This is a genomic window from Lysinibacillus sp. 10T31 (assembly GCF_056394365.1).
The window spans coordinates 1-23,955 of the sequence record NZ_JBFTHS010000047.1 but is presented as its reverse complement, the minus strand read 5'-3'; the positions used below and the strand labels follow the sequence as shown (position 1 = coordinate 23,955).

The window sequence follows — 23,955 nt, the reverse complement described above, 5'->3', positions numbered from 1 at the left end:
AACATGGAAACACTAAATTCAAATGAGAGAACTTATAAAATTAAGTTTATCCCATTTGAAGACAAATGTGGGCTGAATGAAGATGGAACATATGACATAGCCTACAGTGGTCACTATATTGATATTGAATTTAACGATGAAATACTTGATGGGAAAATATATGAAGAATCAAAATATAAAATCTCTTTTTTTTCTAGTCCTTACCCTTTTTTTGGAGAAGATATAGAAATGATAAAGAAATATTTTCAGGAAGAACATGGGGTTCAAGAATTTTATTTTCTTGACATAGACAGCGATGAGGGTTATGTAAAATTTTAATCATGAATTAAAAAATGACCAAGACGGCAATTAAGCTATCTTGGTCTTTACATTTTAGTTACTACGCTGTGCAATGATGATTTTTAGTCCTTCGAAATCTCCGCCTGTCAATGTACCATCGTCAAATTTTTCTAGATGTGACTTATCAATAAGCTTTTTATCTACAGATTGTTTGAGATAATTACGTACAGCAGCTTTAGTTGTCTCGTTTGTAAATTTCATTTTATCATCATCCTTTTCAGTTGGTTTATTGCCTTCCACAATTAATTGAACTTTTAGTGCGCTACTAGTTGGAACGATTACTTGCCCTTCAAGCTTGTATCCTTTCTGCATCTTCCAAGACGATTTAACTTCGAAATGAGGGCGATCAATGTTCCCTACCCAATCTCCGCCCCATGCAATGCCTAACTTACGTGCAATCGCACCCACTCTACTAAGTGTTGCTACATCATATAAAGATTGTGGAGGGCCCACAGCAACGTCCCATGCTAATCGTGACTTGTGATTACTGTTTAATGTCCAGGTAACAATCTGCCCTGGTCGAGTACGACCTTGTGCATATAGATATTTCTGTCTTCCCTGCGAGCGATAGGTTTCGGTAATGAAGATATTGCGAATCCCAGCTTTATAACACTCTTGGAATAAGAGTTGCACAGCTAATCTAGCTGGTGGTAATAGCTCGTTAATATCTCGACATGTAGTAGTTACGCTTGCCATTACTTATTCGCCTCCTCTTTCATTTCCAATTCTTTATCAACGTCTTTGTCAGTTAATTCATTGAGTACTTCATTTGTAAAACTTTCTTCTGATTGATTTTCTACGACTTTTAATTTTTCAGCTAATTGTCGTGGAACTAAAACACCTAGTTGAGCCATGTTTTCAATAATTGATAATGCTTCGTTAGCTATATAAAAAAGCACTGTCGCAAATGTTAGTGTGCCATTTAACGATAGTACTCGGTCGATAATATTCGCTGTGATAATTACAATAAAAATTAATAATTTTCGTGCGTAGCCAAATAAAGATTTTCGACTCCATAGGTTTTCATTTTTTACCGCTTTAAAAATCCCTGTTAAAATATCTAATGCCATTAACATCAGTAACAATTCTACAAATTTTACCCCACCAAATAAATATAAATGTGCTACTTCTAAATACTCCAAGTTCATGCCTCCCATATTGCACACTCCTTTTCTGCATAATAAAAGCCCTCCACAATTATCTGTGGAAGGCATAATGTTTAATAATTTCACTCAGTTACATATCCCCGTACAACGTCCCAAAACACGCCGTAAAAAACTAAGCTTTCAAGATTAAATTGCTCTACTATATTCCATATTTGTTTACCTAATTCATGACTATATTCCATTGTAAATCTCACATAGCAATCATCTTTAATTTGCTCTATTTCAATATTATCTACACCTTTAGTAAGGAATAGGTAATGTGCAAATTCATAAGCTTCTTTTAGATTAGTAGTAAATACTTTTTCATTTCTTATTGCATTCAACTGAAATACACCACCTCTTACAATCTAATTTCGACAAAAGGAAAGGATTCCCTCTTAATTTAGACAATAAAAATAACGCTAGCTAATGCTGCGTTTACTTGTTTTCGTTATTGAGTAATGCTTGTACAGCGTCTCGCCATAATAACGGCACTTGGTCAATTGTACGTAAATCCATTTTAATTAAGTCATAATATAATTTTGTCATTATAAAACCTCCTTAGTTGTTAGTAATTCTACTAATTCAGCAACTGCTAATTGACTCTCTAGTTTATCTTGTTGTTGTGCTTCTACCGATTCAACAAGTGCTAACATTAACGTTTTATTTTCCTCTTTGAGTGCTTCGTTTTCTTGTCGTAACTGTTCGACTGGTACTGTTAACGGTGTACTGAAAACAGGATACTCAAATATAATTTGCTCCGTTTCTATATCAACTTTCCATGACCTAGCAGTTTGGAAATCTGCCTGATACTGACCAAATTCTAATTGAATAAAATCAATAGCTTCTGGATTCCTTGCTTGCAAAACTGAATACATTGCAAAGTCTTGCTCTTTAGATGTTGGTACTGCGTTGTCATTTGAATTTTCTGGAATAGTTAAAACTACGTTCCCTGTTGGTTTTTCATAATAAATCTTGAATCCTATCATGCGAAATCCTCCTTTTTGAACCTATTTTTCACAAATGAAACTAATATAAAAAGTAAGAAAACCACTATTGAGGTCTACGTTATCCCAAGAACCAGTTGCCGTAAAATCGAAGAAATACTTCCCATCCCTCATTACCACATTTCCTATTAGCGTCACGGTACGACCATTTTCACCACTAATATAAAAATTAATATAAGTGCTTAAGTCCGATTTCACCTGTGTATTAATATAATATCTATAACCACCTGACCAAGATTCTGGATAAGAACCAAATACTCCGGTACATGTATAATACATGGGCTTGGCTGTACTATCAGGTAATTGAACGCTACTGGAATAAGGGCCGGAAGTAGTTGCATATATATTAACTGTTATCTTTTGGATAGTAATATCTTTTGAAGTCTTTAAATTTCCAACTACATTAAATATATTCACCCCACTTTTGATATTCGAGGGTAACAAGTTCGGACTTCCAACGACATATCCTGTGCCATCATGCACACCTTTTAGAATAGCTTGATTTGTTGTTGTTGGAGTTATTATTTGCTTTCCTATCTCCACCTCGCTTTCACCCTGTAAGATAAAAGCCCCATCATAATAACGAACAGTATAAACACCGCCAGCTTTTAGGTTTGTGACGGGTGTACCGTTGGTTTTTTTGATTGGTATGTCCCCATTATTACGAATATTGAGTGTTACTGCCGCTGTACTGTCAAATTTTGCTGCAAACGACACTGCTAGCCCGTTTTCATAATCCCAGATATAAGTCCATGGATAGATTAAACGATTTTCTGTTCCCTTAATTTCTTCAAGCCATAATGTATGTGACATGTCCTCATTAACGTGCCTATATATTTCACTTCTAAGATGACTATAATCCTCTGCAAGCTCATTAATCGCCCCTACTAGTGTCTTATCATCTGTTTCTAAATCAGGAATCGATGCACTTCCTTCCTGCAGTTCGCTTACTACAGTGTCCAACACGTCCATGTTTTCGTTTAAATCTGATATTAATACATTCTCAATTAAATCAGGCTTCTTTAAATTTAAATTTTTTGTATATTTCATTTGCTCACCCCATCCCATATTCTTATATCGTTCCAAGTTATTTTGCTTACATCTTCCCACGTGTGCTCACTTACAAAGCCCCAACTGTTGAAATTATATACATAGTTAAACTGCAAATGAGCTGGAACAATAATATCAATCGCTTGCATTAGACCACTCATATTATTTGGAATGCCCTTTGTACCAATAAATTCAATCTCATAAACACCTGGCGTATCTGTTGCGTTTACTTCTACTTCTCCGTTACTGTATGCAGCTGCTACAGCTTTAATAGTTGCTTTGGTCGTTTGGTCAAAGCTTGCTCGATTTCGCGAATTAATTTGTTCCCTACGTTGGTCGTAGTGTAATGCGCTATTTGATTTAATACCGAGATCACGTTCGTAAATAGGTAATGCTTCAATAGCTGTGTCCACAAAAAGGTTTCTATCCACTATTTCTATCTGTTGTTCTATGTTCCTGAACTCTTTATCCTCTGAATTCAAAATAGCCCTGAAAACAGTCGATTTTCGCTCATACAGCGGTAAATACTTAATCATGTCTGTTAAATAGTCTTTTGTAGAAACAACTATACTTGTAATCATTTCAGTTTGTGTTTGCATGATAATAGGCGACTGAACTACTTTGACACATTTCGGCTGTAGCTCTGTTATAACTTCATTGAATGAAGTGCCTGACGTTACTACGATTACGCCCTGTGTCTGTAGTTCTGTTTCGGCTATCATCAATGCTAATCTAAAACATTCCCATTGGTGCGCTGATAGCTCTCCCCAGGTAAAGACTGAAACCTGTCCCCATTCTGTTTGTGATAATGCGGGCATAGTTAATCACCTACTTCAATCGGACAATTAGATAGTTTTTAGGAATCTTGTATTGGCTGGACACATTAATGTTCTTAGTAAATTCTGCTTGTGATTTAAACAGCAGATTTCCTTCTGTTTTCGCGTCATAAATGCCAATGTGTGAAATATCTCCCCAGTACTCTCCAGCTACAGGAAACAAAATATCAGCGTTATTCGATGTTTGGCCATCATTTGCAACTGCGAATTTCCCTTGCTGCCTTGCATAACTTGCTGCGCTCACTTCACCATCTTTATTAAACAACGCAACAAATACTGCCGTTGTCCCTAAACTGTCCGTTAGAACCTTATTTTTTAAATACACAGTCATGTGATTCACTCGTTTACACCTCCCATTACTGGCACCCCATCATCTGGAATAACTACATTTGCTGTTGAGTTATTGATAAATAGATCCTGATAATCCATAACCCCGCCACTGTCTATAATGAGCGCCCCAATCTTTGCATAACTCACAAAAGAAGCTTTGAAGGCAATTTCTTTTAAGTACGCAGTAATATTCTTTTTAATATTGTTTATAGCAACTTCCACTGTATAACCAGGCAATAATGTTATAGCCACTGTTAGATTAAGAAACAATGCAACTGCAGATATTACAAGCAAATCCTCAACACCGAATGGCATTTCCTTTTCAATATGAGTCCTTACATCTTCTACTAGCTCAATCGGTGCAGGTAGCTTATTCGCATCGATCACGACCACCTTCATTGTTAGTGGTCCATTATAGAGAGGAAATACTTTTGCATCACCTATGCCTGTGACCTCTAAGGCCCATTCTCGATAATGATATTTGTTGCCTGCTTTCCCCGGACGTTGCAACTTATCATAGTAGCGTTGACGTAAATCATCATCTGTTTCCTCATCGTAGCCATCCACAACTGGCTCAGGATTATACACATTGATTAAGCCAGGTATCGATACAGGGATGTTTGTAATTGTATTAGCTGGCAAATTTCCTATTTGCCCAAACTCGTTACACTGTATTCGAATATGGGCTAATCCACTTTTATTAAGTGTTACTTCTTCCATTACGGAATATAAAACTGTGTCTGTACCAACTAATTCACCAATTCTTACAATCGTTCCAACTGCACCTGAACCAATGACAGTGGTTGTAGCTTGTGTGGCCAACTTTCGACGTTGTCCAGTACGCTGGTATACCGTGCGTGTAAGCTCATCACCGGTTAAATTTTCGATGTCTAATTTCTCCTGTACTACTGCAATCTTCTTTTGCTGATTTGCAAACTCAATAGCTGCAGGTTTTGTTGCATCATAAATAAATCCGCCTTTTGCCTTGTCGTACTCGTCATTAATACCTAACACCATACGATCATGAATGAGTTTTTCATTTTCCACTTTAAGCAGCCACCTCCTTTAACTGTTCATCAATCTCAAATGCCCCTTCTACCGTGATAACTCTAAATTGAATTCGCATCCATTTTCCATCACGAACAAATTGCCACTCCTGGACATCTTGAATATGTGTATGTTCCAATAATGCCGTAGTTACTTCTCGTTTGATTTCAGCTTCAATAAAAGCACGTGGCAAGCTAGATCCTATTAAATCCTCCAATGTGGTACCGTAAGGAATATCTTTGTAAATTCTGAAACGAAAGCGCTCAGTCTTTAAAACTTTTATGATCCATTGCTTCAATGTTTCGAGACCATGAATTGCAACCATCTTCCCATTTCGGATTACAAAATCACCTTTATTAAAGTCATATAAAAAAGACTTACCAAGAGATGGCAAGTCAATTTCAATTTCCTCTGTATTAAATTCTAGTTCTGTAATCTTAGGTAACATCAAACTTCACCGCCTTATCGATTACAAAATATTGTTGTTCATCAGCTGTGGGTATTAAAATAACTTCATCCCCTTTGATTAAGCTTTTGTTAACAACTGTTTCAGTAAATATAAGTTGTTCATTATCTAAATTAATCGTGTCATTTAGCTGTATATTTGCATGTGGTGGAGGCGAAATGACTTTTCCAGTTGTTATAGATTTTGCAGTTTGCATTTTTGACCTATTTCCACTTTTAATCATAATGGCCAGTTCTGTTATTGGATCCATTTACTTCACCTCTAAAGTAGGCGTCATCGTGTGGATTTCTTTGTTGATTGTATGCAGCACATCTTTAATCAAGAAAGTACCCTTAATGCCTGTCACTGGCTCCTCTAACTCAAACAGTCGGCCTGCCCTAAAACCATCATGGCCCATCAATTCAACACTATTTTCCTCGATAATTTTTGAAAACTGCTTTAATTCGTTTTCAGCAATCTGTTTAGCACTTTTCTTTTCATTCTGGTCTATATTAACTACTTTAATAATTCGACCATATTTCTCAACCATTTTTTTATCAGATTTTGTTAAAACAACTTTATCATTATTGCCTACAACCTGAATTGTGTTAGCCATATCTATGATGCTGCGTCTTTTAGAAGGATTCATAATGACTGAATCTATGTCGTACTTTGTACCACCTTTAAACAATTGAAATTTTCCAGTAACCACAGCATTACTTTGCTTTTCAATATATAGTTTACCCTGGCGCATTTCCATGAGATATTTCACGCCTAAAGATTGTTCAGCTGTTGTGATGATTTCTTTTATAATTTCGCTAACTTCTTTATCATTATAGATTTTTGTAATGGATTTTGGTATTGAAACAATATTACCGATTGGTACATTAAAGTCTTTCAGGATTTTCTTGATACAGGCGTCTGCAGATAGTTTTTTAAATTGATATACAGCTGTGGATTTATTCAAATAAAAGGCATAATCAAATCCAATATAGGCAATAGGCGTCGTACTGCTCTTTACCTCGTCCACGATAATAACACGCGTAATTTCTTTACCGTTATTAAGCAAAACGACTATATCGCCTATGTCGCACGGATTCACCGGAAAGTGCTTTGTATCATTAAAAGCAATGCTAAAGTTAAGTTCATCCCCTAGCTCCTCCATATTACTACGCCAGGTTAAAGTTCCAATCATCGGTGTTATATTCGTCTTAGTACCACCCTTAATTAACCATAATTCATGAGCCATCATTTCACCTTCTTCTTATCAAGTTTAATAAACTTAAATTCCGATAGACTAAGATCGTAATAAATATCACCCGATCCATCTCTTGGTCCATATTCAAAGTTTTCGATAGTCATTGCTATATTAATTGGTGTACCTGTAATGATTAAACGAATAGGAACTCTCCTATCAATCCAGGATTCAATAATATTAACGTATTTCCAGCCTTCATAGGTTCGATCTCGCGAAAAGGGGTAATGTCTTTTCGGAAAAAAAGATGAGATGGAGATAGCTTTTAACCCCCTCTGACCAATTAATTTAATGTCTCCTTGATTTACTGTTGTAAAAACTTCGTTTGTCATAGGACTTGATACTTCAAATTCAGGCGGAACAATTGGAAGTCGGATAACCTGTTCACGATTATTGATACTTAAAAATATGTCCATTCTTCCGACCTCCTATAAGTTTGCTAGTCGTAATTTAAGCATTGGTATTAATTCATTTACAATTTGCGTAACTGATTTATCAGCTGCATTAATAGTAATATTAATGGTATTACTGTTTCCTTCCGAACGAGCCATTTGTACTGATTTATCGTGTGGGTAAACCCTAGATCCATTAGGTAAGTCAACAATCTCTCCGCCACGCTCATTTATTTGTGCAAGTCCACCTGGTGCATAGTTTGTTCCTTTTGCAAATTGGGGAATTGAAGGAATATTAACACCGAATGATTTTCCACCTACGCCCGGAACCCAATCCGGAACTTTGAAACTTGCAAGGCTGTTAAATCCACCAATAAGACCATTTAATTTACCTATGATAAAATTCACTCCACTTGCAGCCGATTCTTTCATTCCGATCCACATGTTGCTGAAACCTTCTTTAATACCGCCCCAAGCACCTGTTAGTCCATCCCATAACTCAGTTGCCTTCGTTTTGATTGTGTCCCAATTTTGGTAGAGTAACACACCAACCGCTATAACGGCACCAATCGCAATTGCTACCCAACCGAGTGGTGATATAGCTAACACCGCATTAAAAGCCCCTTGCGCAAACGTTAATGCACCTGTTACAACTGCCCACCCCTTCGTTGCAACTGACGCTATCCCTACTGCTGCTTTATAAAAAGCGATTGCACCAGCCACCCCATAAACGATGGGAGAAATTGCACTCCAATTATCATTAATGTAGCGATAGACATCCGTTGCCTTTTCAATCACACCTGCAATTCCGTCAACCACGAGGGGTAGTCCTTCATCTTTTATCCATGCAATCGCTGGCTTGGAGGATTCAAAAGCACTTATTAACCAATCTTTTATTTCAAGTGCTTTGACTCCCAAATCACTAAAAACTGATTTAACACCATTGATTGCAGGTTTATTTTCTATAATTTTATCTTTTATATTTTGAAAAGCACCCACTGCCCAATCTTTTACAGTTACTGCTTTTCCACCCAGTGACAGAATTGCAGATTTCACAAAATCAATTGCAGGCTTATTGTTTTCAATCATTTTTTTTACTAAAGTAAAACCTTTTACACCTATACCACTGATTTTATCAAAAGCGGCTACACCTTTATCTATAGCGCTCAACACTAAGCTTTGAATACCAGGTATTACCTTAGCAAACCACCCGGCAAATTTAGCTTGAAGTGGCAGTATCTTTTTCCCAACTTCTTCTTTATATACTGCCCAAGCATTCGTCATTTGCTGTATTTTACCTTGATCGGTTTTGGCCATTGCGGCACTTACTCCGCCAACACTTTTTTCAAGAATTTCGGCCAATAACGATGCCTTTTGCGATTCTGTCCCAAATTTAAAAACTTGTTCTTGTGCTGCAGTGATTTTGATTCCCGCTTTAGATAAGGCCGAGGTTTGACCCGACATAACTTTGCCAAACATAGTGCCAATTGCAGCTGCATCTTCTGTTGTAGCATTCAACCCTTTTTGTCGAACGAGTAAATTGTCCATACCAGGCATTAACTTTTTCAAGCTCTCAGACTGTAATTTATAACTAGATAATTGCTGTACACCTGATAGAATTACATCCCCACCCACAACACTGGCGTTCGATAATTCGTCCGCATAATTCTTTACACTCTTTATCTGTTTATCAGTTACACCCTTCGTGTTTTTCATGACAGACTCAAGTTTGGTTTCTATAGCTATCAACGATTTAGCAGCTTCTGTACTTTCTCCTATGAAACCACCTAACTTCCGAAATCCAACGTATGCTGTAGCCAATCCGATTGCACCTTTAGCGACACTTGAAAAACTAGAAACCGCTGATTTACCGAATTGTTTCACTTGGTTTCCAGCATGTTTTACCCTACGTTCAAAGTCTTTTGTTCCACTGGAAGCTTTTTTTACACCACTCCCAAAATCTTTATCTTTAAGAGACAGAACAGCTGATATTACTCTTTTTTTTGCCAAACTCTCACCTCCTTACAAAAAAGAGAACGCTATTATGTGGATGACCACTTAGCGTTCTCTTCTTCAAAATATAAATTCATACTTGCTTCATAAAATTTCTTTTGTGTGGACGAGAGATTAATGATGAATTCATCCGTAAATCCTTTTTGCAAATAGTGATGGACTAAATAAAAATCTCCATCACTCTTGATTAGTTTTTTAAGTCTTCAACAGCCTTCACACCCGATCCGTATCTGGAAAGTGCCATTCCCTCACCTGCAATACTAGAAATTTCACCTGGTTCAAAAATTTTTTCAATAATATCATAAGGTTCTTTGCATTCATAAGCCTTGTGTAATTCAGGGTCTTTAAGATTCGGTTCCGTAATCGTGTTATACACCATATGAATATCAGCCAAGCCTTCTCGTTCTGGATCGTGTGCCATTTCAATACATTCCAAGCACAAAGCGCGTTCGGCTTTTTTAATAGTAATGGAAACCCCCATTCTATCAATCAATAAATCTTTGGTAATGCCCGATTTCACTTGATATTTTTCTTTTTCTTTTATTAAATCATTCAAGGTAAGTTTTTTTGTCATTAAATTACTCCCTTTCTTATGCTGTGATTAAATCGATAAGATCATAGTCTGCAAATTTAAATGGTAATTCCTCTGTTCCGAGTGTTTTCTGTTCAAATTTCATCAACATGAATTCGCTAAATGTCACTTCATTGATTGCCACACGCTCCGAACCAAAAGCGTCTGGATCTGCAAGTTTACCGACAATGTTAATATCAGGTAATACACCGCTTTTAACCGCTTTAGCAAGTAGATTGGAACCCCGACTATACACTTTCTTAACAGTCATCGATCCTTCTCCCGCCCAACCAGTCATTTTTTGGTGAGTAGCTAAATCCTCGGCCATGTTCACTTCTTCTAAATTAATATTTATCTTTGCTTCAAATGAATCAACATCTAACCACTTTTCGTTGTTTACCCATACGCTACCAAACGTACCATTAATCTGTCTGTTACTACGAATTTTTCTCATAATTCCCCTCCTTTAAATAGCAATTTCCATGTCTAAGTCCTCAATAGCATCAACAATCTTAACATTGCTAGCTAAAAATACATTCTTTTTAAAGGCCATTTCTTTTACTTTTTGCTCATCCCAATCTGTAGTATCTACTCCGATTCCTTCCCACGCCAAACGTTGTTTTCGGACATCAATTTCAGCTCTATTATCAAAGTTTGGATCAAGAATTTCTTCGCCTTCCAAGCCATCATAATAAGCGTTAACAGAACGGATAAACAACACTTGGTTATCGTAAATATTGTTATGTTTACCGATGTAATGCTTATCAAATGTGGTACGAATATCGTCTTTAATTAAGTCCTGCACTTCCATGACACGGATTGATTTAAAGTCTTCCGTTTTCACTCCTACGAGTGTCGTTAAACTATTTACGCCTCGCGCAATCTTAATGACTTCACCGTCGTTAATAAGAATTAATTCACCTCCGTCAACTGCTGCATCAGGATCTTCTAATTCTGTAATAGCATCGATTTCGTTCAACTCATAATACGTAGCTGAACGTGTAAATGGCAACCCTGCTAGAATACCCGCAATACGACATGTGTATTCAGCTGTCGTGTACTCTCTTTCACCAACTTTAATTCCGCTAATTGTGAAGTTAATAATCCCTTCATGATCCGCTTCACAGTTAGGTAATACAGCTTTAACAGTTTTTTTCTGGCCACGTTTGGTTTTGATCCAAGAAGATGTTTTTATTGTGTCCTTATCTTCAATACCTGGAATAGCCAAGTAATTAAAGCGTTTATTATTTAACCGTATCAATGCATCAGTATAATCGGCTGCAGTTGCTGGCAAACGTTCAATAACTACTTTGCTAGGTGCACCCTTAAACGTTAATTGAATATAATCTAAGTTTGCTGGCGCCCATTCATCTGTTGGCACATCGTCAAAGCTTTTGTACGTCACTGTATCAGCGGTTTGCACATCATCTTTTAAAATTAATGCTACAATACCAAGCTGGCTTCGCTTGACAGCTGTAACAGCTTTACCAATAAATTCAATATTAATTTGCGGTAGGCCCATTGTTTAATCCCCTTCCTCATCATCCAACTCGCCCATAAGCTCAATCGGATATTTTTCGTAAAATTCTTTGCCGTTTTCAATGTCATCTATGATTGTATTGGATGTACGTCCATCGTAAAAATCAAGATCAAACGAGCAATTCAGAACACCATCAATCAGAATGGTGTTCAATTCATCGATATTCAGCCATCTATCAATAACGGACAATTTTAAATCAAACAGTTCTTCCAACCTTTCCTGCATTTCTAACACTTCGATGGAATACTCATATCGATCAGTGGGAAAATAATAGATTTGTACGGTCATTGTTTTGTGTACTTGGCTTTCATCGCCTGACCGCTTACTGTTTTCTAGTTGCACAAAAAAAGAAGGCCTTTTGAAGCCTTCTGAAACATCACCGCTATTAATTTCCACATCAAAGACACCAAGTTTATGATTGATTGCGTTTTTAATATTTTTATATGTGATCATAACTTTCCACTATCCAACATTTCATCTAGCCAATCTGAAAGCATGTTTTCAAATTCACCACTGCTATCGAAATTTTGAATCCCTTGTTCCATCACTTTTTTACCTGGAGTAAAGCCAACCTCTTTTCCACTTTTCGTAACTTTTCGATGACCGTGTTCAATTAAATGAGCATGGTTTGAAGAGTTAATAACACGGACAATGATTTGTCCTTGACTGTCTTTGAATACTTTTCCGCGTTTAAATTTTTTGTGATAGGTACCTGTTTTCTTTTTAACCTTACTACGCGCTTCATTAGCTACTCTCGCCCTTGCTTTACTACCAATTTTCCGCATGATCTGATAAGTTTCTTTCGGTAGTTTATCTTGTGCTACTTCTAACAAATCCTTTTGAAAATCTGTTAAGCCATCCAGTTTAAAATCCATTAGTCTATCAACTCCTGACAAAAGATTTCAAGTGTTTCATTTTTAAAATAGGGATTGAGAATAAATTTAATTTCAAATCGGTGACCACGGAAATGAATTTGCATCGCTTGGGTAATATCTTTTCCAGCGTTATAACGAACAATTATTTTATGCGTGACATTAGTCAAGATCGTATCGGCTTGTTGATTTTGAAGACTTCCTGTTTGAGGAACAATCTCAGCAAAGATAGTCTTGATCTTTGTAAACTTGTATGATGTCTCGTTAAGTTCATTCATTATTTTTACATTTGCATGAATATCGATCTTGTGTTTAAGTCGGTTTGTTTGTCTCTTCGCCATCCACAAACACCTCCTGGATAAAGAAAGGGGTCAGCGCATTTAGAGCCACTTCAAGTTCATTTTCCGATATACGATATTCATACATAATGCCGGCAACCATAATAATCAAGTACTCAGTCTGTGAGCCTGTCGCATTTTTAACATACTTTTCTGCTTGCTCCAAATAAAAAGAGAGCATGGAACCATCCATGTCCTCTTCTATGTGTAAGTGGTTTTTTAATTTATCGACCAACGTTTCCAAATCAAGATCCTACAGGTGCAGTTGCCCCAACCTCATAGCGATAAACAGCAGGAGCTAATGGACTGTAAATGAGTTGGCCATCGACAACATTATAAATCTGGAATCCGACCTTGTTTTGAGCTGAATATGCTTCAACTAAACGTTGGATTTCCATCGAACCCATCACGTCCTGAATACGGAACTGCGAGAAGTCACCAAAGTAGAATACAGCTTTAGTTGGGTCTGCCGCATCTGCATCATCCGTGAAATCAAATTCATAACCGAGCAACGTATGTTTAATGCCACCTTCTGGCGCTTCAAATGGACGTAACAATGGGAATCCATCAGCTGTTTTCATCGTTTCAATAAGCGTCAATGCTGCACGGTTAATGATCCAACGGGCTGCTTTCACAACTTCCGTAACTGGTGTATTTTTCAATTTAATTAAAGAATCGTAAAGGTCATCGCCTTTATTTTCATAGAATGACACTGCTTTTTTAGCAAGCGCACCTGGATTTTCATGACCTGCATCGTCGCCATTAAACATATAGTTCGTTTCTTTCCGAACATACGCCTTTTTAAGCTCGTCAACTACAATATCTTCAACCGGCACATCCGCACGCGCAAGTAATTTTTTCGTTACCGTTGCTAATGCATCAAACTCTGCTGGATTAAGTGTTACTTCATCAAATTCGATTTCAGTTTCAGCGATGTTCGTACTACGTTCACCTTTGTTGATATTCGCAACAGCTTTTTTCACAAGAATCGGATAACCTTGTGTGTCCTTCGTTTGTACGACCGTTCCGTATTTACGAAGCAAGTTCTCTTCTTGCGCATAGGTGATGACTTCTGATGCGATTACTTTAGGGATAGTTACTGAACCGTTGCCGACTTCGATTCCAAGTGACCTTGCTTCTGATTCGTTGATCTTACCAACAACAAAATTAGCAAATGCAGAACGAATTTGAGCATCCTTTTTCGTCATTGGACTTGCATTACGGGTAGACAATGATGAACGCACCGCACGCGAAGCAGCAGAACGTTGTCGAGGTGTTACCCCATGCCCATTTCGCTTACCACGCGCTTCTTCATCTAGTTCCTCCTCGATGTCTTCAACATCACCTTCGATTACATCAACATCATCAATAAGTTCATCGACTAATTCAGCAAGTTCATCAATTTCATCTTGCAATTCTTCAGCATCTTCATCACTCATACCATCACGTTTTTTACGCTTCGCACGTTTCGCCCTGCGGATAAGTTTTTGGATTTTAGCACGTGCTTCTTCATCCAAATTTTCTTCGATAACTTCAACGTCATCCTCTAACTCCTCAACCGCTTCGATAAGCTCTTCTACATCATCGATTAAATCGTCAATTTCACCTTGAAGCTCTTTTGCTATTTCCTCTTCTGTACCATCGCGTTTGCTTCGTTTGCGACGCTTAAACTTTTTCGCACGAGACGCACGTTTTTTTCGGTTTGCTCGCTCTTCTTCAGTGAGTTCGGCATCAATGTCCTCAATGTCATCTTCGAGTTCTTCAATAATTTCGTTGAGTTCTTGAACTTCCTCTGCCAACTCATCAACTTCTTCTTGGACTTCTTCCAAATCTTCATCACGTACTTCATTTTTCTTCATTCGAGTATTCAATTTTTGCAGACGGGACATTTTTCTTTTAAGTAACGCTCGCAGTTTTTTCTTATTCATAATTTAATATCCTCCAAGGTTTCATTAATTTTTTTTATGATTTTCAATCGCTTTTCAACGTTCAATGAGATTTCTTTGCTACGCACGATCGATGCTTCCGTATCGTCGTAAGCCGGTATGGATACAACAGATATTTCAAACAACTCTATTTCATTCAGCACCCGATGAGCAGGTTCAACATCATAGTTCCACGTTTCTTCCGTCGGATAAAAACCAAAACTGCACTGGTTAATATCGCCGCGCTCCATGCTTGCCACTAAGTCGCGTGCGGTGGATGTATCAGGCAGTGTAATTTCAAACTTCAGACCATGATTATCCTCGCTTAATTGCAAAGTTCCACTTTTCGTCCGCCCCAACACGTTGTCCCAATTGTGATTAAATAAGGCTCGAATGTCGTTGTCAGAAATCGATCGGGAAAAAGCACCTGGCTCAATTTCTTCAGTGAACCAATCTGAGATAGTTGTCTTGGAATTAAACACAGCAGCATAACCACTAATTCTGACAGGTCCGTCTTCCGTCCCGTCCCGTGTGGTCAATCCTGTGATGTTAACTACCCTTGTTTCCCTCTTTTTCGGCATTTTCGTCATCACCTCCCTTTAAGGTATCGTCGGTTGCTTTCCCTAAGTCCTCACCAGAAATAAGGTCTTTTGAAATATAAAGCTTAGTTGATTCAGGTGTATTTAATTTTTCGAATCCAAGCATTTCTCTCGAATCATCTGGTGTCGTAATCATAGTGCGAACCATGTTATACGCGATATTCGTTTTTGTACTGTAAGTTACAAAATCAAGAATATTAATCTTGAATTTAATGCGTAAATCCGAATTTTGACCAAAAAAAAGAAGACTCAAATGGTCCTCGAAGTTTCGCATAATAGGCCTTATCGCTTTATTGTGTAAGTACATCATTGCTTTTTCTAAATCCGTCTGCATTAATGAGATGTATGTGTCTACATTGATGCCAAGAAACTTCCCAAGGTCTTTTTTATAAACATTAAGATAGGCAAGTGTCTTATCATCATCAATTGGTGATTCCATTGCATCGATATTGTAACCTTTTCCAAGTGGAATCAATTTTATTGAACGGGATTCATCAATTTGTTCAAGTTGATCCAAGATGGCTTTGATTAACTTTGATTGCGCCCCGTTGGAAGGGTTAATATGGGCATCTAACTTAAGCAAGAAGGCTATTAATCCACCTTTAGCATATTTATCCGTCAATACCTTCTCTGCACTCATAACGCCTTCTAACGTGTTCCTACCGAGTTGCATCAATCCAACACCATTAAGATGGTTTGTCCCGATGTTTTTAACATGCCGAATCATCGAACCTGGTATTTCTTCTCCGCCAACTTTGAAATGCTCAATCAATCGGTCATCTAGTTCTGTGTAAACATTAGTTGCCAGATGCAATTCGTCAAGATCCAAAACAGGGAACACCTCACCTTGAAGTAAATAAGTATTCGTCATTAATTTAATAAATTCCGAACCTGTCAAATAATCATTTGGATTTCGCAACGTTCGCAAAGCAGAATGATTCTTAACTTCGTTACCTTCATTGTCCTCCACACTGATCATGGCCAGCATTAGCTGATTTGAAATATCTTGCATCAGTTCATAAACGTCCGACGATTCAAGGATATTTTCGTCATCGACATATCTTCCACCATAGCGAATGGTACGACTCATAGCATCTTTAAACCATCCACGCTTTTCAGCTTGCTTGTACAAGTAATTTGAGAATCTGTTTCGTAATCCCAATATCTATCACCGCCTTTCACTTTATCTTTTATCTATAAATTTCAGCTAGTAAATCATCCATACCGCTTTCATCTATATCATCCATCAGCATCATCGTTTCTTTATGAGCAACCAAAAAAGCCACAAATCCATCAATCTTTTTCTTAGATTGACGTTTTGAAGGCCCCTTCATTCCATTTATATTCGTTATGACCACCATGTTTAATGCACAATAAATAAATAGTGGATTATCCGTTACCAATCGCCCTTCATATATCAATCGTTCGGAATCATCAATCATAGCATTCATGACGTTTGGATACTGATTCACGGCTATACAATCAAGACCAAGATTTTCACATTTTTCAATAAGCTTTTGAGACATGGCAGGGTCATAATTTAACTGTTGCACATCGTATAACTCCATGCACTCTTTGATGTAGTCAAGTACCTGATCTTGATCAATCATCTTACCATCACAAAACGTGACATATCCTTGTTCGGCAAGATCTTGGTAGGGTACATTGTCCTCTTTTTCCCTAAATTCAATATCTGCATTCGGGATGAAGTACATCTGTTTAACTTTTAAAATAGCCCGTCCCTCATCATCGTGAGATGGGAAATTTAGATTCACACACGTTAAATCGGTTGTCTTCGATAAATCCAATCCAAGATAACAAGTTTCACCCAACAAATCACCTAGATCGTCCACGAGAGTATGTTCTACTTGGTCTTGTTCGAAGTAATTCTCGGCACCATTCACGAACACATTCAAATGCTTGGATAAAAATTCAGCTTTTTTATGAGCTGATTTCATTGCCGAAATAAATTCTGTTTCGAGGGCACTCATTGTCACTGATACGCCGATATTAGGATTAACCATCGCCCAAACATTACGGTCTGTCCATTCATACTTTTTATCAGGTTCATAAATCATGACGAAACTTGCATCGTTATCATCATTTTTAAGCGTATCTTTCGCTTCACGATACACTCGCATACCGACCGATGATGACCCTTTACCTGCCGTTGATATATTAAACATGATTGGTTCATCACGGCTGATTTGAGCAGACTTAAAGTTGTCATATTGGTCCATGTTTTCTTGGGCGTGTAGCTCATCATTCAGAACAAAATGAGGATTAGAACCCTCAATAGATTGGATATTCTTCGACATAACGATAAGCTGATTCTGAAACGCCAAATCATCATGAATATAATCATATGTAACCGATGATATGGACCCTTTCGGACCTTTGTACACATGACTGACTTCCAAAAGCGCATTGTGATTTAGGATTGTAGCAGCGAATGGTTTAGCTGCATATTGAGCCTGGTTAAAGTCAGATGCACAACAATAACAATCTGCACCAAGAACACCCTCACCGTACATTGCGTATCCAAGAGCACCTACAGCGATAAGTGTTTTACCATTCTTCTTCGGCACTTGAATATATGCTTCGCGAAGAACGCGGACAACATCACCGTTTTCATTTTTATGGACCCATCCATAAATGTTGGAAAAAGCGAAGCGCTGCCAGTCTTCCAAGATAAGAGGTTGACCAGCTAAATTTCCTTTTACATGTCGAATGAAAGTCTGAACCCAATCTAACATTTCATTTGCTCGATCTACATCGAACCAAATGTCTTTACGTCTTTTCCATTTGTAATATCTAGTTACCATATCACGTATAGTTTTTGGATATTTCTTTGGGCTCTTTCGCACCTGTCTGGCATAAATATCAGCATAGTTAACGCCTTGTTCAATTACCACATACGTCCACCACCTTATGCTTTACGCCATTTATTACGATGCGCTGCCAATTCATCAACCTCTGGCACTTCAGGTTTTGTTATTTCCTCACCCTTCCCCACAGATGTCCCACCAGTAACAATTCGACTTGCTTTCGCCTTATTATTTAAACCAAGAGCATCTAAAGCCTTCATTTTCTTATCCGCCCATGTTTCAACCTGTTGTGCTAATGGGTGTTTTGAGTTGTTGGTGGCGCCTGCTTTATTCGTGTGACGCTGAGTAACTGGAAAGCCTTTTTCTTTCCACTCGATGTACATCGTTTGATAAATTTCAAAAATATCGAGGTAACTTTCAATTAACGGATCTAGGGTAAGTGTGTAAATGTCAGCATCTCGCATGATTTTCAAAATGCGTTTTTTCTCACTCTCTGTTTTATCCGCAACCATTTGCTGTCTCTGCTTTTTTGTTGACATTTCACACCCCCCTTTATTTTTCAAAAAATCTTGTCCAACAAAAGAAAAGACTCCCCTAACCGGTCTTGGTCAAAAAATAAAAAAATAAAAAATGACGGGGGGGTTTACGAAAAATAATTCGCAAAAATATTTTCTTGTTCATCCATGTTCTCCTCTATGCAATGGCACACTGGACACAGCAGACGAAGGTTGTTCGGCTCTAACTTGAGTAAAGGATTCTTCTTCACTGGTACGACATGATGAACCTGTGCTCGCTTACCAAAGACGAACCTTCCACATCGCTGACAGCAACCTTTCTCTCGTTCGTAAATGAATGCACGCATGTCTTTCCATACTTGTGAATTATAAAATTGCTTGTTGCTATTATGGTAAATGTTCTTATTCTTCCTGGACTTTTCAGACCGTCCATGATCATCGCAATACCTACCACGTTCTATCTTTTTATTACATCCATTAAAATCGCAATATTTCATTCCGCATCAGGAATCCAATTGTCATATATATATTGTGCAATTTCTTTCTGCTTCTTTATTTCAGCAGGTATTTCTATTTCTTTTAATGCTGCATACTCACGTAATTTTTTTATTGTCATATTGCTTAAATCTACAATTTCACCACCTTCACTGATTCCCATAGTAGATGCTATTAGATCTGCATCGATGACCGTTCTGTCTTCACCAGTTCCTACACCCATTCCCATGATCATACTTTTAGGTTCTGTTGTGATTTCAAAAGGTGCTTTCATACCTGCAGGTACAAATAAAGTTTTCTTTTCTTCAGTACACCAAAATTCAGTGCCGATAATAGTTTTACGCATTGGTACCTTCATTTTCCTTTCACTCTCCCATTTACTTTTTTATAAGTCTGCCGATTCGTACCCATTAGATCATGTAACTCTTTCTTAGATAAAGAAGAACCAGCTGCTTTACGTTTAGCAACTGGTTCTGTATTTGATGGACCTCGAATCTTATTTAACTGTTTGAGTGTCTGATCATCAAGTAACTGATAAAGTTTCATATTATTCACCTACCTTTTGGCATAATAAAAAGCCACACCTTGTTAGATGTGACTCCTTTAATAGTAATGGTTAGTATTTATAAATACGGTATGAAATAATGTTCTTTGCTACAATATATTCATCACCAAACATATTTCCAAAGTTAGCGTCATGCACTTTAATAAAACCATTATCAATAATTTTTGATTGAATGTAAGAATTTAGGTCTGAAATCTCTTCGACTAAAACTACATCCATTTCACTGCCGTCTACCAATCTAAAACGAACTTTCTTGTTTCCCATGAATAACACCTCCCATCTACATATATATATAATAGTTCAAATGGAATGTATTGTCATTATAAAAAGAGACTACCAATTAAGTAGCCTCTCATGCTTGTTTGCGAAACACACGTACAAACGAACGTGCTTTTATTGTAAGGCAAATATAATTTATAGCGCATTTCCGTGCGCTTATCCTTTTCTTCATCTATAAATATATCATTGTTTGACAAGTCTTATTGTTACCTCTTTGTTACCTTGTGACACTACTTTCCGAATATAGCCGTAAGAATACTTTAATTCTTCAGCAATCTCCTGATAGGTCATGCCATCAATAAAACGCAATTTAGCAATTTTATATTCCAATCCTTCTAGCTTCTCTATGTTCTCTCGAATTTCTTTTTCAATTGCTTGATAATGCTCAAGCTTAGTTTCAAGTGAAGTAATACGTCCGTTCAAACGATCTACCCGCTTTGATGCAACATCAAGTCCGTACTTACTGGCACCAGTTGAAAAGAACGGTAACTGCGCATCCTTGCCTATCCAATATTCCTTGTCTATCTCCAACATTTCAATCTCAGCTTTTACAATATCAATAATGCGTAATAGATCCGCATAATTCTTCATTATCTCCATCACCGTTTGGCCCCTTTCAGTTCACTTCAATGTATATTGTGTTGAACTCATCACATTGCTTTAAAGTTAGTTATTACAACATTTTGAGCTATTTCATAAAATTCAGTTCCTCACTTTCTTTTTAAAGAGAACTAAATAGAAAAGTTAAATTCTAAAGTCCTTCATCGCCTTGTCCATTTGATCTTGGTTGATGCCTATATAACGCAAAGTTATTTTTGGTGATGAATGATTCAAAATCTCTTGTAACAGGGCTACATCCTTTGTCTGTTTGTAAAAATGATAGCCAAATGTTTTACGTAACGTATGAGTTCCTATGTTTTCTTCTAGTCCAACAGCTAATGCAGCATTGTTTAATATCTTGTAGGCAGCACTACGACTTATAGGTTTATTGACTCCTTCACGGCTCTTAAACAAATACTCATGTTCTTCCTTGTCTTCAACATACTGTTTTAACTCTCGTTTTAATTGCGGTGTCATTTCAATACGTCTAGTCTTTTTTGTCTTCTTCTCCACCACGTTAAAGTAAGATTTTTGAGTGTCTAACACCTTTAACTGCAAGATGTCAGAAATGCGAAGTCCACTATTAATTCCAACAACAAACAACATATAATTACGGTAGTTCCTATCAAACAAATACTTTTTGATTACACGAATGTATTCTGGATCACGTATCGGCTGTACAAAATTCATATACTGTTCCTCCTTCTTTGCGTTCTAAAAATCCAGGAAATAAAAAAGAGGACAACAAGTGACAACAGCGCTTGCTGCTATCATTTGTTGTCCTCCAGTAAGCTGGTAGAACTTATTTAATTTTCGCTTCAATATCATCCATTAATCTTTCAAAATCTTCAGAAGTCCGTGGAATCCACTCATTTTTCAGGCTATTTTCCAGACTAAGTACATTTCCAGCTTTATTAAATTGTACAGTTACAAAATTTTCTTTCATTAAATGTTGTAAAGCCCCTAGAATAAGTTTTGTTCCTACTCCATATTTAAAAAGTTCTAAATCACTTACATCACTGGTTGAAGTAATCTCCTCTTGAGTAACCAATCTTTCAATTTCTTCAATATTAATATTTACTTTACCCAATTCATCAGTTATAAATTTTTCAATTTTTTCAAGCGCCCTTATTGAACGCTATTTTAAGAAATAAGTTATTAATCTGGTTCATATTTAAATCATTTGCTTTTTAATTAATGAAATGATTTCATTATGTAATTCTTCACCATTTGATTTATTAAAGTCCGTTATCATACTATCAAAATGCTCTTCATTCATTAATATCCTGATGTTTTCAAGTGGTTGATTTAAATACTTATTGTAATTATATAATTTCACTTTAGTTGATTTTTTTAGAATAAAGCTGTACATTTTCATAAATTTTTCATATTCTTTTATTTCATCTGAATACTTTTTGTAAGCTTCTAAATACTGCTCATTAGTAAATCCAGTAATAAATGTACAGTAAAACATAGCTTGTATCCTAGCTTCTTCGATACTAATGATCTTCTCAATCATTTCAAAACCTCTATCTGAAATAAGATTACCTTTCCGATTTGTTTTTTGTAGTAACAGGTTTGTTCCACCACTAAATAAAAACGATGTTATTGCACTTATAACTAGAGTAACTGCTGTCGATATTGAAAAAATCTTATCAATGATAACTTCGATTTGGTTAATTTATCTCACCTCCCGTCCAATCATAACCTAGCAGATGAAATATATGTAATAACTTTTTGCTCTCAAAACCACACCAAACTCGGCCCTCTCATTGCGTTTAAAGTCTCATCTGACTATTTATAGGTGCGCATTCTCTTTATTGGCTGTTTGATGCAGTTTTCAAAGCAAAAGAAAAACATCCAGAAGGATGTTCATTTCGGTTTTATTATAGCTATTAAAATTTTTATAGCTTCCTGTAATTTAACAATATTTTTAAATTCACGGGTCTTCTTAAAAAAATAGTATGTAAACCCTAAAAGATAAATAATTGCTACTCCGACCAACAAGTTAAATGTAAACTCAATTCTATTAACAATTAATTTGTCTCCTGCATTTAAAAGAAATGTTGCTAATGCAGCATAAAAAGTCACAAATGCTGCTATAAAGAATGCAACTATGGCTAATAAGTTGGCTAATGAGCTAACAAAAAAACTTCTAATGCTGTTAAAATTATCTTTATTTTCAGTGATTGTTTTTAAAATAATTGACAACTCATCAGCAGTAAAATTATCCATGTTTTCTTCCACATAAGCTTCCATTTTGGCGTAATCATAGATATCAAGTTTCAAGACATCTTTAAAATGGTTATTAATTTTTTTAATATCATATAATAATCTAAAATTTTTTATCATATTTGAACCTCCCACTCCATCTTAATCTGAGAGGTGATAAATTGGAACAAATTTCTACAAAATAAAAAGCCTTAACTTGATAGGTGTAAGGCTTGTCACTAAAAACCACTCCTTTTTCCGTTTTTTAGCCTTTTATATTAATTAAGATACCTAATCTCTTCTTTCATTCTCATGTATTTACACATGTTGTCATGGTACTTCTTAATTGCCTTGTCAAGTTGGTAGCGATTTAATTCTGTTTTCTCTTTTAACATAGTTTTGCCCTTCTATGTGTTATAATGCTGTTATCTGACTAGCCTATATAGAAGGACATAAACCAATTCTAAGCTGTAGCGTGTGACGACGCTGCGGCTTTTTTATATTTAAAATGAAACTTCCACTCGCTATTTTTCGTATAAAAAGGAAAAACAAGGAGGATGATATTCATGAAAGGATTACTGTATACTTCTTTAGCACTTTTCGTATTATAAGGTCAACCGGAGTAATCTGGTTGACTATTTTTTATTCAATTTATAGATTGATAGTAGCCGGGGTCGAACGGAAGCACCCGTGGGATTATATCCCGACAACTAAACTGTTCGCCCTCTACTTGTTAACACATGATTAGACATGATTAG

36 protein-coding genes are annotated in these 23,955 nt (G+C 36.6%); 1 reads left to right on the top strand and 35 read right to left on the bottom strand.

Annotated features, from left to right (window positions below; genetic code table 11):
• Positions 1-3: 3 nt before the first annotated feature.
• On the top strand, positions 4-318 hold the full coding sequence (locus AC1DCY_RS21575; protein ID WP_477353448.1) for a hypothetical protein: 315 nt from the start codon (positions 4-6) through the stop codon (positions 316-318).
• Positions 319-372: 54 nt separating this feature from the next.
• Here the strand turns inward: AC1DCY_RS21575 and AC1DCY_RS21570 are convergent, their stop codons facing one another.
• The 35 genes from AC1DCY_RS21570 to AC1DCY_RS21400 form a co-directional block, all read right to left on the bottom strand.
• Positions 373-1,035 (bottom strand): M15 family metallopeptidase, encoded by a 663-nt coding sequence (locus AC1DCY_RS21570; protein WP_477353447.1) that lies wholly within the window; start codon positions 1,033-1,035, stop codon positions 373-375.
• Positions 1,035-1,487 carry a phage holin family protein gene (locus tag AC1DCY_RS21565; RefSeq protein WP_477353461.1) on the bottom strand — a complete coding sequence of 151 codons (453 nt, stop codon included), beginning with the start codon at positions 1,485-1,487 and terminating at the stop codon, positions 1,035-1,037. The genes AC1DCY_RS21570 and AC1DCY_RS21565 overlap by 1 nt, the downstream gene beginning before the upstream one ends.
• Positions 1,488-1,567: 80 nt before the next feature.
• Positions 1,568-1,828, bottom strand: coding sequence for a hypothetical protein (locus AC1DCY_RS21560; RefSeq protein WP_477353446.1), 261 nt, complete (start codon positions 1,826-1,828; stop codon positions 1,568-1,570).
• Positions 1,829-1,922: 94 nt separating this feature from the next.
• Entirely contained in the window at positions 1,923-2,033 is a 111-nt protein-coding gene (locus AC1DCY_RS21555) for a CD1375 family protein (RefSeq protein WP_477353445.1), read from the bottom strand.
• Positions 2,033-2,473, bottom strand: coding sequence for a hypothetical protein (locus tag AC1DCY_RS21550; protein WP_477353444.1), 441 nt, complete (start codon positions 2,471-2,473; stop codon positions 2,033-2,035). Before AC1DCY_RS21550 ends, AC1DCY_RS21555 begins: the two co-directional genes overlap by 1 nt.
• 21 nt (positions 2,474-2,494) lie before the next feature.
• Complete coding sequence (locus AC1DCY_RS21545) at positions 2,495-3,541, bottom strand: hypothetical protein (protein WP_477353443.1); 1,047 nt, start codon at positions 3,539-3,541, stop codon at positions 2,495-2,497.
• On the bottom strand, positions 3,538-4,359 hold the full coding sequence (locus tag AC1DCY_RS21540; protein ID WP_477353442.1) for a putative phage tail protein: 822 nt from the start codon (positions 4,357-4,359) through the stop codon (positions 3,538-3,540). The genes AC1DCY_RS21545 and AC1DCY_RS21540 overlap by 4 nt, the downstream gene beginning before the upstream one ends.
• 10 nt (positions 4,360-4,369) lie before the next feature.
• Complete coding sequence (locus tag AC1DCY_RS21535; RefSeq protein ID WP_477353460.1) at positions 4,370-4,708, bottom strand: phage tail fiber protein; 339 nt, start codon at positions 4,706-4,708, stop codon at positions 4,370-4,372.
• A 5-nt stretch (positions 4,709-4,713) separates the two neighbouring features.
• Positions 4,714-5,754 (bottom strand): baseplate J/gp47 family protein, encoded by a 1,041-nt coding sequence (locus tag AC1DCY_RS21530; RefSeq protein WP_477353441.1) that lies wholly within the window; start codon positions 5,752-5,754, stop codon positions 4,714-4,716.
• A 1-nt stretch (position 5,755) separates the two neighbouring features.
• Entirely contained in the window at positions 5,756-6,202 is a 447-nt protein-coding gene (locus AC1DCY_RS21525) for a DUF2634 domain-containing protein (RefSeq protein ID WP_477353440.1), read from the bottom strand.
• A complete protein-coding gene (locus tag AC1DCY_RS21520; protein ID WP_477353439.1) occupies positions 6,192-6,470 on the bottom strand; it encodes a DUF2577 family protein in 279 nt (92 codons plus the stop codon). The genes AC1DCY_RS21525 and AC1DCY_RS21520 overlap by 11 nt, the downstream gene beginning before the upstream one ends.
• The gene (locus AC1DCY_RS21515; protein WP_477353438.1) at positions 6,471-7,448 is read right to left on the bottom strand and encodes an XkdQ/YqbQ family protein; all 978 of its coding nucleotides are present in this window, start codon (positions 7,446-7,448) and stop codon (positions 6,471-6,473) included.
• A complete protein-coding gene (locus AC1DCY_RS21510; protein ID WP_477353437.1) occupies positions 7,448-7,870 on the bottom strand; it encodes a hypothetical protein in 423 nt (140 codons plus the stop codon). The genes AC1DCY_RS21515 and AC1DCY_RS21510 overlap by 1 nt, the downstream gene beginning before the upstream one ends.
• A 12-nt stretch (positions 7,871-7,882) precedes the next feature.
• On the bottom strand, positions 7,883-9,856 hold the full coding sequence (locus tag AC1DCY_RS21505; RefSeq protein ID WP_477353436.1) for a hypothetical protein: 1,974 nt from the start codon (positions 9,854-9,856) through the stop codon (positions 7,883-7,885).
• Between the two features lie 190 nt (positions 9,857-10,046).
• Positions 10,047-10,433 carry a phage tail assembly chaperone gene (locus AC1DCY_RS21500; protein WP_477353435.1) on the bottom strand — a complete coding sequence of 129 codons (387 nt, stop codon included), beginning with the start codon at positions 10,431-10,433 and terminating at the stop codon, positions 10,047-10,049.
• A gap of 16 nt (positions 10,434-10,449) precedes the next feature.
• Complete coding sequence (locus AC1DCY_RS21495) at positions 10,450-10,884, bottom strand: phage tail tube protein (RefSeq protein WP_477353434.1); 435 nt, start codon at positions 10,882-10,884, stop codon at positions 10,450-10,452.
• Positions 10,885-10,896: 12 nt separating this feature from the next.
• Entirely contained in the window at positions 10,897-11,952 is a 1,056-nt protein-coding gene (locus AC1DCY_RS21490) for a phage tail sheath C-terminal domain-containing protein (protein ID WP_477353433.1), read from the bottom strand.
• Between the two features lie 3 nt (positions 11,953-11,955).
• Positions 11,956-12,423: a phage tail terminator family protein gene (locus AC1DCY_RS21485; RefSeq protein ID WP_477353432.1), complete on the bottom strand. Its 468-nt coding sequence runs from the start codon at positions 12,421-12,423 to the stop codon at positions 11,956-11,958.
• Positions 12,420-12,845: an HK97 gp10 family phage protein gene (locus AC1DCY_RS21480; RefSeq protein ID WP_477353431.1), complete on the bottom strand. Its 426-nt coding sequence runs from the start codon at positions 12,843-12,845 to the stop codon at positions 12,420-12,422. Before AC1DCY_RS21480 ends, AC1DCY_RS21485 begins: the two co-directional genes overlap by 4 nt.
• Positions 12,845-13,183, bottom strand: coding sequence for a phage head closure protein (locus AC1DCY_RS21475; protein ID WP_477353430.1), 339 nt, complete (start codon positions 13,181-13,183; stop codon positions 12,845-12,847). Before AC1DCY_RS21475 ends, AC1DCY_RS21480 begins: the two co-directional genes overlap by 1 nt.
• Positions 13,155-13,424 (bottom strand): head-tail connector protein, encoded by a 270-nt coding sequence (locus AC1DCY_RS21470; RefSeq protein WP_477353429.1) that lies wholly within the window; start codon positions 13,422-13,424, stop codon positions 13,155-13,157. Before AC1DCY_RS21470 ends, AC1DCY_RS21475 begins: the two co-directional genes overlap by 29 nt.
• Before the next feature lies 1 nt (position 13,425).
• Positions 13,426-14,619 carry a phage major capsid protein gene (locus tag AC1DCY_RS21465; protein ID WP_477353459.1) on the bottom strand — a complete coding sequence of 398 codons (1,194 nt, stop codon included), beginning with the start codon at positions 14,617-14,619 and terminating at the stop codon, positions 13,426-13,428.
• Positions 14,620-15,104: 485 nt separating this feature from the next.
• The gene (locus tag AC1DCY_RS21460; protein WP_477353428.1) at positions 15,105-15,686 is read right to left on the bottom strand and encodes an HK97 family phage prohead protease; all 582 of its coding nucleotides are present in this window, start codon (positions 15,684-15,686) and stop codon (positions 15,105-15,107) included.
• Positions 15,655-16,866: a phage portal protein gene (locus AC1DCY_RS21455; protein WP_477353427.1), complete on the bottom strand. Its 1,212-nt coding sequence runs from the start codon at positions 16,864-16,866 to the stop codon at positions 15,655-15,657. Before AC1DCY_RS21455 ends, AC1DCY_RS21460 begins: the two co-directional genes overlap by 32 nt.
• A gap of 28 nt (positions 16,867-16,894) precedes the next feature.
• A complete protein-coding gene (locus AC1DCY_RS21450; protein WP_477353426.1) occupies positions 16,895-18,619 on the bottom strand; it encodes a terminase large subunit in 1,725 nt (574 codons plus the stop codon).
• A gap of 14 nt (positions 18,620-18,633) precedes the next feature.
• Positions 18,634-19,071, bottom strand: coding sequence for a P27 family phage terminase small subunit (locus tag AC1DCY_RS21445; protein WP_477353425.1), 438 nt, complete (start codon positions 19,069-19,071; stop codon positions 18,634-18,636).
• A gap of 104 nt (positions 19,072-19,175) precedes the next feature.
• A complete protein-coding gene (locus tag AC1DCY_RS21440; RefSeq protein WP_477353424.1) occupies positions 19,176-19,544 on the bottom strand; it encodes an HNH endonuclease in 369 nt (122 codons plus the stop codon).
• Positions 19,541-19,900, bottom strand: a complete 360-nt coding sequence (locus AC1DCY_RS21435; protein ID WP_477353423.1) for a hypothetical protein — start codon at positions 19,898-19,900, stop codon at positions 19,541-19,543. The genes AC1DCY_RS21440 and AC1DCY_RS21435 overlap by 4 nt, the downstream gene beginning before the upstream one ends.
• Positions 19,897-20,088, bottom strand: coding sequence for a hypothetical protein (locus tag AC1DCY_RS21430; RefSeq protein ID WP_477353422.1), 192 nt, complete (start codon positions 20,086-20,088; stop codon positions 19,897-19,899). Before AC1DCY_RS21430 ends, AC1DCY_RS21435 begins: the two co-directional genes overlap by 4 nt.
• A gap of 70 nt (positions 20,089-20,158) precedes the next feature.
• Complete coding sequence (locus AC1DCY_RS21425) at positions 20,159-20,371, bottom strand: hypothetical protein (RefSeq protein WP_477353421.1); 213 nt, start codon at positions 20,369-20,371, stop codon at positions 20,159-20,161.
• Between the two features lie 198 nt (positions 20,372-20,569).
• Positions 20,570-20,986, bottom strand: a complete 417-nt coding sequence (locus tag AC1DCY_RS21420) for a sigma factor-like helix-turn-helix DNA-binding protein (RefSeq protein WP_477353420.1) — start codon at positions 20,984-20,986, stop codon at positions 20,570-20,572.
• 144 nt (positions 20,987-21,130) lie between these two features.
• Positions 21,131-21,676 carry a site-specific integrase gene (locus AC1DCY_RS21415; RefSeq protein WP_477353419.1) on the bottom strand — a complete coding sequence of 182 codons (546 nt, stop codon included), beginning with the start codon at positions 21,674-21,676 and terminating at the stop codon, positions 21,131-21,133.
• 112 nt (positions 21,677-21,788) lie between these two features.
• Positions 21,789-22,076, bottom strand: coding sequence for a hypothetical protein (locus AC1DCY_RS21410; RefSeq protein WP_477353418.1), 288 nt, complete (start codon positions 22,074-22,076; stop codon positions 21,789-21,791).
• 84 nt (positions 22,077-22,160) lie between these two features.
• A complete protein-coding gene (locus tag AC1DCY_RS21405; protein ID WP_477353417.1) occupies positions 22,161-22,505 on the bottom strand; it encodes a hypothetical protein in 345 nt (114 codons plus the stop codon).
• Positions 22,506-22,858: 353 nt separating this feature from the next.
• On the bottom strand, positions 22,859-23,338 hold the full coding sequence (locus AC1DCY_RS21400; protein WP_477353416.1) for a hypothetical protein: 480 nt from the start codon (positions 23,336-23,338) through the stop codon (positions 22,859-22,861).
• Positions 23,339-23,955 lie beyond the last annotated feature (617 nt).